We start from the raw sequence: 8,258 nt of genomic DNA, 5'->3' as shown, positions 1-8,258 counted from the left end.
CCCCCCCCCCCCCCCCCCCCCCCCCCCCCCCCCCTCTTCATTATAGATAAAACAGCCGTTTACAGATTCCCCGTCAAATACATCACCACGGCCGCCGCCGCCAGGGGGGCGGTCTCACAGCGGAGGATGCGGGGCCCCAGGGAGGCGATCCCCACCCCGCGACCCGCGGCCAGGGCCACCTCCTCGGGGGTCAGTCCCCCCTCGCTGCCCACCAGCAGCCCGCAGCTGCCCACCGGCCCGGCTGCCTGGGCCAGCAGCTCGCCGATGGGGCGGCCGCCCTTCTCGTAGAAGAGGAGGGGGAGGTCCTTTTTCGCCAGTTCCTCCACCGCTTGCGCAAAGGGCAGGCAGGGCGAGACGGTGGGCAGCACCCCCCGCCCGCACTGCTTGGCCGCCTCCCAGGCGATTTTCTGCCAGCGCTCTGTCTTGTTTTGCAGGCTCTTGGGGTCGGGGCGGGAGACGCACCACTCGCTGGTCACCGGCACGATCTCCCGGCAGCCCAGCTCCACGCACTTTTGCACCACCAACTGCATCTTGTCCTGCTTGGGCAGGGCCATGTAAACGGTCAGGTCCAGGTCGGGTTCGGCGGGGCAGGGGCGCTTTTCCAGCACGGTGCAGACCACCTGGCCCTCCTCGACGGTCTCGATCTGGCAGTCGTAGTCAAACCCCGCCCCGTCGCAGAGGGTCACCGCGTCCCCCGGGCCCAGCCGCAGCACCCGGGTCAGGTGTTTGACGTCCCCGCCGCGCAAAATTCCCCGCTGCCCGGCGATGTCTTCGGTAAAAAACTTGGGCATCCCGCATACTCCTTTAACAAAGCTGTCCACCGCCCGCAGGGGCAGGCTTTAGGCCCGGCAGGTGATGGCGTACCAGCCCTTTTCCTCCCGCACGTCCAAAACGGTCAGCCCGGCCTGCTCCATGGCCGCCAGCACCTCATCCCGGCGCACGTCCACGATCCCCGAGGCCACCAGCACCCCGCCCTCGTTCAGGTGGGGCTTCACGTCCGGCAGCAGCCGGATCACGATGTCGGCCACAATGTTGGCAAAGATCACGTCAAAGCGCCCCTGCACCCCAGTGGCCAGGTCCCCCTGCACCACGGTGCAGCGCTCGGCCACCCCGTTGAGGGCAGCGTTCTCCCGGGCCACCTTGACCGCCGTCTCGTCGATGTCGCAGAGCACTGCCGAGCCGGCCCCGCACAGCAGGGAGGAGATGGCCAGGATCCCGCTGCCGCAGCCCACGTCCAGCACGCTGCAGCCGGGGCGCACCACCTCCTGCAACCGCTCCAGGCAGAGCTTGGTGGTGTGGTGGGTGCCGGTGCCGAAGGCCATCCCCGGGTCCAGGGTCACCACCACCTGGCCGGGCGATTTTTCGTAGTGCTCCCAGCTGGGGCAGACCACCAGCCGCTGGCCGATGGGCAGGGGGTGGTAGTACTTCTTCCAGCCAAAGGCCCAGTCCTCCTCGGCGATCTCGCCGGTGGAGAGGGTGTGGCCGATCCCCTCCTCCTCCAGCCGCCCGGTCAAAAAGGAGACGGCCTCCATGGGCGCCTGGTCGGCGGGGATGTAGAGGTGGATGACCGCGTGCTCCCGGTCCCGGGCCAGCAGCTCCTCGTCGATCAAGTCGATGTGGGCCACCTGGGGGGCGACCTCCTCCAAATCCGAGTAGTCCTCGATGTAGATGCCGTAGGGCACCACCATGTGGGCAATGGCCGAGGCCACCTCCACGTCTTTGGCGGCGACGGCGACCTGAATCTCTGTCCAGTCCATCTTCTCTGTCTCCTCTCTCCAAAAGAGCGCCCGCGGCAGACAGCCTGCGGGCGCCCCGGTCAACTGTTTTGCAGGTAGTCGGCCAGCTCTGCCACGCTGTGCACCAGCGCGTCGGCCTCGATCTGGCTCTCCTCCATCCCCAGGTAGCCAAAGCCGTAGGTGGCGGCGGCAAAGCGGCAGCCCACGGCGGCGGCCCCCTCCTCGTCGTAGGGGCTGTCCCCCACCATCAGCACCTTGTCGGCGTCGGCCTCGTCGATCCCCATCTCGGCCAGCGCCTCCCGGATGATCCCCTCCTTGGAAGGCGTCTTCTCCGGCACCGAGCCGCAGATGGCGTCAAAGAGGGGGGTCAGGCCGAAGTGGTCGGTGGTCTTGCGGGCAAAACCCACGAATTTGAGGGTGGCCACCCCCAGCTTGACCCCCTGGGCCTTGAGGGCGGGCAGCAGGCTCTCCCACCCGGGGTAGAGCCTGCCGGCGGCGATGTGCTCGTCCCGAAAATGGGCCTTGTAGCTGGCCACTGCCCGGTCCAGCAGCGCCTCGTCCTCCACCCCGGCGACAATGCGGAAGCACTCCTTCAGGGGCGGGCCGATAAAGCGGTGGAAGGTGTCCTCCGGGGGGATGGGGATCCCCAGTTCCTCCATGGCCTCTTTGGCACAGGCGATGATCCCCCCCGAGGAGTCGATCAGGGTCCCGTCCATATCCAGTAGCAGCGCGCGATAGCGCATGGCAACGCCCTCCCCTTCTTTTCATGGGTTGATTCTACCATATTTCCCAGCAAATATAAATAGATAAATTCTGCAACATCCCTTTGTCCAATATTCATAAATCGTTAAAACACAATTGCTTGTTTGTTCATTTTATGTTACAATCCATAAATACAAGGGCGCTGTTCTGCAAGAAAAAGAAGGCATAGGTTGCATTTACTAAAAAAACCTGTTGTTTTCCGTCATTATCACCAATGACTGGCAGCCGCGCTTTAGATTAGGAGGCGATCAAAATCATGTCGGTACGGGACGACATCTGCAAGTTGGTGGACGACAAGGCCGCTCTCTTCACCCAGGTCAGCGACAAGGTCTGGTCTACGCCGGAGCTGGGCTTTAAGGAGTTCCAGTCCTCGGCCGCCCTCATCGAAGTGTTGAAGCAGGAGGGCTTTGCGGTGGAGACAGGGCTGGCGGGCATCCCCACCGCCTTCTCCGGCACATTCGGCAGCGGCAAGCCGGTCATCGGCATCCTGGGCGAGTTTGACGCCCTGCCCTCTCTCAGCCAGGAGGCGGGCTGCCCCTCGAAAAAAGAGGTGGTCAAGGACGCACCCGGCCACGGCTGTGGGCACAACGCCCTGGGCGCGGGCAGTTTGGCGGCGGCTGTCGCCGTCAAGGACTACCTGCAGTCCACCGGCAAGAGCGGCACCGTTATCTACTACGGCTGCCCCGGCGAGGAGTTCGGCTGCGGCAAGGCCTTCATGGCCAGAGAGGGCTGCTTTGACGGCCTCGACTGCGCCTTCAGCTGGCACCCCGGCGACTGCTTCGCCCCCATGGGGGTCAGCTCCCTGGCCAACATCAGCGTCTTTTTCAGCTTTGTGGGCAGGACCTCCCACGCGGCCGCGTCGCCCCAGCTGGGCCGCAGCGCCCTCGACGCCGCCGAGCTGATGAACATCGGCGTGCAGTTTTTGCGCGAGCACGTCAGCCCCGAGGCCCGCATCCACTACGCCTTCCACGATGTGGGCGGCACCGCCCCCAACGTGGTGCAGGACCGGGCGAAGCTCCACTACTACATCCGCGCCCCCAAGATCGCCGAGGCCAAAGAGCTCTTTGCCCGCATCGAGAAGATCGCCAAGGGCGCGGCCATGATGACCGAGACCGAGTCGATCATCCAGATCAAAGACGGCCTCTCTGACTACGTCCCCAACGAGGTGCTCACCGCCCTGTTGACCGAGGCCATGAACGAGGTGGGCGAGGTCCCCTTTGACGAGGAGGACAAGGCCCTGGCCCAGTCCTTCCGCGACACCCTCACCCCCGCCGAAAAGGCCGCCTCGGCCCAGCAGTTGGGGATGTTGGGCGGCCCGGAACTGGCGCAGAAATACGCCGACAAGGCCATCTGCGGCGAGGTCTTCCCCTACCGGCCCATGGGCAACATCGCCATGCCGGGCTCCACCGATGTGGGCGATGTCAGCTATGTCACCCCCACCGCGCAGATGACCGCCCCCACCGCCTGTTTGGGCACCCCCGGGCACTCCTGGCAGCAGACGGCGCAGGCCGGCTCCCGCCTGGCCCACAAGGGGCTGCTGCAGGCCGGCAAGGCCATGGCGCTGGCCGCAGTCAAGGTCATTGAGGACCCCTCCGTCCTCGGCCCCGCCCAGGAGGAGTACCTGAAAAAGACCGGCGGCAAGTACAACTGCCCCTTCCCCGACGACGTCAAGCCCTATTTGGACTAACGGTCTCAAACAGCGAGCGGTAACTGCGCTGTTGCGATAAACTATGAAACAGAAATGAGGAGTGAATCAAATGACATTCAAAGAACTGTCAAACAGTGCCTGGCTGTGGATTTTGGTCATCGCCGGACTGCTGTACGTAGCCGGATTGGCCGCCGCCTTTATGGTGAAGGCCCGCAAGCGCTGCCTGGAGTTGGGCATTGAGAACACGACCATCAAAAAGGTCATCAGTTCGTCCTGCACCTTCTCCATCGTCCCCTCCCTGTCCATCGTCATCGGCCTGATTTCCCTGGCCGCTGTCCTGGGCACCCCCTGGGCCTGGTTCCGGCTCTCCGTCGTGGGCGCTGTCTCCTATGAGCTGATGGCCGCCGACATGGTCATTCAGGCCATGGGCCTGAACTTCGCCAGCGCCGGTGCACAGCCCGCCAACGTCTTTGGCGCCGTGATGATCGTCATGAGCATCGGCATCATGTTCGGCATCATCACCAACATCATTGCCGCCAAGAAGATCACCACCAGCATGGCCGACTACAATCGCAAGAGCGGCGGCTGGGGCGCTGTCTTCTCCGGCTGCTTCATGATGGCCATGATGTCCGTCATGATGCCCCTGCAGGTCTACAACCCCGCCACCGGCTGGAACTTCGTCGGCACCCTGACCCTGCTCACCAGCGCCGGCATCGGCCTGCTGATCGCGACCATCGCCAAGAAGACCGGGGCCAAGTGGCTCAACGACTTCAACCTCGCCATCGTGTTGATTTTGGGCATGGCTTCCTCCGTGCTCTGGACCAACGTGGTTGGCATGTTCGCTTAATAGGGAAAGGAGGACTATACAATGAACAACGAGAAATACATAAAGTCCATCCATCGCCTGGGCCGGCTCGGCAGTATTGGCGCCCTCGGCTTCATGGTGGGTATCCCCCTGGTCATCTGTGCCATCTATAGCTGCTTCCCGGACTTCGGCCTGGTTTTGCAGAGCGGCACCGGCCTGCTGGCCATGTTCATCCCCATCGCCATCTCTGAGGTGTTCAGCTACGCCCCCGTGCTCGGCTCCGCCTCTTACATCACCTTTATCACCGGCAACGTCATGAACCTGAAACTGCCTGTGGCCATCAACGCCATTGACATCGCCGGCGTGGAGCAGTCCACCGACGAGGGCGACGCCGTTGTCACCGTGGCCGTCGGCGCCTCTTCCATCGTCACCATGGCCATCATCGCCCTGGGCGTCATCCTGCTGGTGCCGCTGCAGCCCATCTTCGCCATCCCCGCTGTCAAGACCGCCACTGGCTACATGCTGCCCGCTCTGTTCGGCGGCCTGGCCCTGGGCATCTTCAACGGCCGGTCCGGCAAGTACAACATCAAGGGCAAGCTGCTGGGCGCTGTCCCCGCCGTCATCATCGTCATCATCCTGATGATCATGGGCGTGCCGCTGAGCACCTACCAGGGCTTTGTCATCGTGGGCATGATCCCCGTCACCATCCTGACTTCCTGGCTGATGTACAAAAAGGGCATCATCAAAGTTTTCGAGCAGGGCAAGACCGAGCCCGAGCCGGTCGCGTCCAAGAAGTAATCACCCCCTTTTCGCAGTTGAAAAGGGCCGGGGCAGCTGCCCCGGCCCTTTTTTGCGCCCCGCTCCTTGCGCCCTTTTAAAAGGAGGGGTATACTGAAGTTACAACAGGTCCTGCCGGGCCGGTCCGCCGCGCCCGCAGAGGAGAGAAGGAGGCCTTTTCATGGAGATGGAATACAGACAGCTGGGCAATACCGGATTTTCCGTCAGCGCCGTGGGGGTGGGGGGCGAGCACCTCTGCACCCGCGACTACCCCACCGTCGAGGCCACCGTGGGCGCCGCTGTGGAGCGGGGGGTCAACATCTTCGACCTCTTCATGCCCGAGGTGGAGTACCGCCAGAAGATGGGGGACGCCCTGCGCCCCTACCGCAAAAACGTCTACCTGCAGGGGCACATCGGCGCGGTGCTCCAGGGGGGGCAGTACGCCCGCTCCCGCAAGGTGAAAGAGGCCGACACCTATGTGCGCGACTTTTTGGAGAAGTACCACACCGACTACATCGACCTGGGGATGGTCCACTTTGTCGACACCCAGAAGGACTGGGACGGCGTCTTTGAGAGCGACTTTATCGACTACGCCCTCCGCCTCAAGGAGAAGGGGGTCATCCGCAAGCTGGGGGTCAGCTGCCACATGCCCGCCACCGCCATCAAGCTGGTGGAGACGGGGATCTTCGACCTCCTCCTCTTCTCCATCAACCCCGCCTACGATTTTGAGCCGGCCGAGAAGACCCTCGACCAGCTCATCGCCGCCACCCCCACCCAGGGCCAGCTCTCCCCCGAGCGGGAGCGGCTCTACCAGCTCTGCGGGGCCCGCGGGGTGGGGATCACCGTCATGAAGGCCCTGGCCGCCGGCAAACTGCTGGACCCGGCCACCACCCCCTTCCACCGGCCCCTCACCGTCGCCCAGTGCATCCACTACGCCCTCTCCAAACCCGGGGTGGCCAGCGTGCTGCTGGGGGTGCAGAGCGTGGCCGAGCTGGAGGACGCCCTTGGCTACTTCGACGCCAGCGAGGAGGAGCGGGACTTCTCCTTCCTCGCCCAGGAGATGCAGGGCTCCCTCTCCCACCGGTGCATGTACTGCAACCACTGCCTGCCCTGCCCCCAGCACATCGACGTGGCCGCCGTTCACAAATACCTGGACCTGGCCGAGGCGGGGGAGGGGCTGTCGGTCCCCGCCACCGTGGCCGCCCACTACGAGGCCCTGCCCGTCACCGCGGGGGAGTGCATCGCCTGCGGCTCCTGCGAGAAAAACTGCCCCTTTGGGGTGCCGGTGATCGAGAACATGGCCCGGGCCACCCGCCTTTTTGGGAAATAGCCGGTGCGCCCCTACGTCTTTGACAAGACCAAGCGCCGCTACTGCTATCTGCGGGAAGGGGGCCGCTGCTTCTATTGCGGCAAACCCCTCTCCTTTGGCGGCGGCACCCTGGACCACCACCTGCCCCGCGCCCGCGGGGGTCCCTCGGCGGTCTACAACCTGGTCCTCTGCTGCCGCTCCTGCAACCGGGAGAAGGGGGACGCGGTCCCTTCCGACTGGGAGGGGACGGTCTGCGCCCTCTTCTCCCGGGCGGTGGGCGACGGGGCCCTTCCCCTCCCCCGGGGGGAGGGGAGACGGCTGCCCCCGGCGGTGGCGCAGGGGGTGGCGGGGGTGCGCCCCTGGTCGGCAGGGCTCTGCTTTTTCGGGCCCGCCTTTACCGCCTGGTGCGATGGGCACCGGGTCACAAAAGTTCGCTATCCCCCGCCGCGGCGGGGGGAGAAGCGCCCGCCCGACACCCCTGCCGGCGGCGGGCGCACAGAATGGGAGGAAGACAATTGAAATTGGTACCAGTCGGCCCCGCCGGGGCAGAGGAAACCGCCCGCATTGCCATTGAAGGGGCCAAGGCCCGGGGCATCCGCCACCTGGTGGTGGCCAGCTCCTCCGGCGCCACGGCCGAGCTCTTTCGGGATTGCGGCTTACAGGTGACGGTGGTCACCCTGGCCTACGGCTCCAAGGAGCCGGGCAAAAACGTCATGGAAGAGGCCGAGCGCCAGAAGTTAAAGGACTGGGGCTTTTCGGTCTGCACCGCCGCCCACGCCCTCTCCGCAGCCGAGCGGGCCGTTTCCGGCGCCGCCGGCGGGATGTACCCGCTGGAGATCGTCGCCAACACCCTGCGGATGTTCTCCCAGGGCACCAAGGTCTGTGTGGAGTGTTCCACCATGGCCATGGACGGCGGCTATCTCCCCTTTGGCGAGGACGTGGTGGCGGTGGGGGGCACCAGCCTCGGCTGCGACACGGCTTTGGTCCTGCGCCCCAGCTACTCGTCCAAACTCTTTGCCACCAAGGTCAAAGAGGTGCTCTGTCTCCCCGGCAAAGAGGGGGAGTAAGTACCCCTCAAAAGGCCCTCGGCGCCCTTCTGCGGCGGCGAGGGCCTTTTTTGGCGGTTTTCCCAGATTTTGCGGCCTCTTCCCCCTGTGATTTTTGCACCGCCCCTCTTTTTCTAGAGAAACTTCTAAAAAGAGCGCACTGCGGCTGTGGAGG

9 protein-coding genes are annotated in these 8,258 nt (G+C 64.6%); 6 read left to right on the top strand and 3 right to left on the bottom strand.

The window, feature by feature from the left end:
- Positions 1-59: 59 nt before the first annotated feature.
- The 3 genes from ACTNAU_RS05300 to ACTNAU_RS05290 are packed head-to-tail and all read right to left on the bottom strand — an operon-like array spanning position 60 to position 2,479.
- Positions 60-791, bottom strand: coding sequence for a 16S rRNA (uracil(1498)-N(3))-methyltransferase (locus ACTNAU_RS05300; RefSeq protein WP_441097784.1), 732 nt, complete (start codon positions 789-791; stop codon positions 60-62).
- A gap of 48 nt (positions 792-839) precedes the next feature.
- The gene (prmA, locus tag ACTNAU_RS05295; RefSeq protein ID WP_441097783.1) at positions 840-1,757 is read right to left on the bottom strand and encodes a 50S ribosomal protein L11 methyltransferase; all 918 of its coding nucleotides are present in this window, start codon (positions 1,755-1,757) and stop codon (positions 840-842) included.
- Positions 1,758-1,816: 59 nt separating this feature from the next.
- Positions 1,817-2,479 (bottom strand): HAD family hydrolase, encoded by a 663-nt coding sequence (locus tag ACTNAU_RS05290; RefSeq protein WP_185915502.1) that lies wholly within the window; start codon positions 2,477-2,479, stop codon positions 1,817-1,819.
- Positions 2,480-2,754: 275 nt separating this feature from the next.
- On the opposite strand from ACTNAU_RS05290, the gene ACTNAU_RS05285 reads away from it, so the two are divergent.
- From ACTNAU_RS05285 to ACTNAU_RS05260, 6 genes are all read left to right on the top strand, one after another.
- Positions 2,755-4,185: an amidohydrolase gene (locus ACTNAU_RS05285; protein WP_185915503.1), complete on the top strand. Its 1,431-nt coding sequence runs from the start codon at positions 2,755-2,757 to the stop codon at positions 4,183-4,185.
- A 70-nt stretch (positions 4,186-4,255) separates the two neighbouring features.
- Complete coding sequence (locus ACTNAU_RS05280; RefSeq protein WP_185915504.1) at positions 4,256-4,993, top strand: DUF5058 family protein; 738 nt, start codon at positions 4,256-4,258, stop codon at positions 4,991-4,993.
- A gap of 21 nt (positions 4,994-5,014) precedes the next feature.
- Positions 5,015-5,749, top strand: a complete 735-nt coding sequence (locus ACTNAU_RS05275) for a hypothetical protein (RefSeq protein WP_059003300.1) — start codon at positions 5,015-5,017, stop codon at positions 5,747-5,749.
- Positions 5,750-5,909: 160 nt separating this feature from the next.
- Positions 5,910-7,058, top strand: coding sequence for an aldo/keto reductase (locus ACTNAU_RS05270; RefSeq protein ID WP_256135289.1), 1,149 nt, complete (start codon positions 5,910-5,912; stop codon positions 7,056-7,058).
- A 3-nt stretch (positions 7,059-7,061) separates the two neighbouring features.
- Positions 7,062-7,556 carry an HNH endonuclease gene (locus ACTNAU_RS05265; protein WP_441097782.1) on the top strand — a complete coding sequence of 165 codons (495 nt, stop codon included), beginning with the start codon at positions 7,062-7,064 and terminating at the stop codon, positions 7,554-7,556.
- The gene (locus tag ACTNAU_RS05260; protein ID WP_256135287.1) at positions 7,553-8,104 is read left to right on the top strand and encodes a pyruvate kinase alpha/beta domain-containing protein; all 552 of its coding nucleotides are present in this window, start codon (positions 7,553-7,555) and stop codon (positions 8,102-8,104) included. The genes ACTNAU_RS05265 and ACTNAU_RS05260 overlap by 4 nt, the downstream gene beginning before the upstream one ends.
- Positions 8,105-8,258 lie beyond the last annotated feature (154 nt).

The organism is Bittarella sp. HCP28S3_D9, assembly GCF_052065655.1.
In the GTDB taxonomy this organism is placed as follows: Bacteria; Bacillota; Clostridia; order Oscillospirales; family Ruminococcaceae; genus Bittarella; species Bittarella massiliensis.
The sequence above is the reverse complement of the archived record's forward strand: the minus strand, read 5'-3'. Positions and strand labels throughout refer to the sequence as shown.

Coding starts and splice junctions, on each gene's coding strand:
- prmA (WP_441097783.1), bottom strand. CDS start 1,757: ATGGACTGGACAGAGATTCAGGTCGCCGTCGCCGCCAAAGACGTGGAG.
- ACTNAU_RS05280 (WP_185915504.1), top strand. CDS start 4,256: ATGACATTCAAAGAACTGTCAAACAGTGCCTGGCTGTGGATTTTGGTC.
- ACTNAU_RS05290 (WP_185915502.1), bottom strand. CDS start 2,479: ATGCGCTATCGCGCGCTGCTACTGGATATGGACGGGACCCTGATCGAC.
- ACTNAU_RS05285 (WP_185915503.1), top strand. CDS start 2,755: ATGTCGGTACGGGACGACATCTGCAAGTTGGTGGACGACAAGGCCGCT.
- ACTNAU_RS05300 (WP_441097784.1), bottom strand. CDS start 791: ATGCCCAAGTTTTTTACCGAAGACATCGCCGGGCAGCGGGGAATTTTG.
- ACTNAU_RS05275 (WP_059003300.1), top strand. CDS start 5,015: ATGAACAACGAGAAATACATAAAGTCCATCCATCGCCTGGGCCGGCTC.
- ACTNAU_RS05270 (WP_256135289.1), top strand. CDS start 5,910: ATGGAGATGGAATACAGACAGCTGGGCAATACCGGATTTTCCGTCAGC.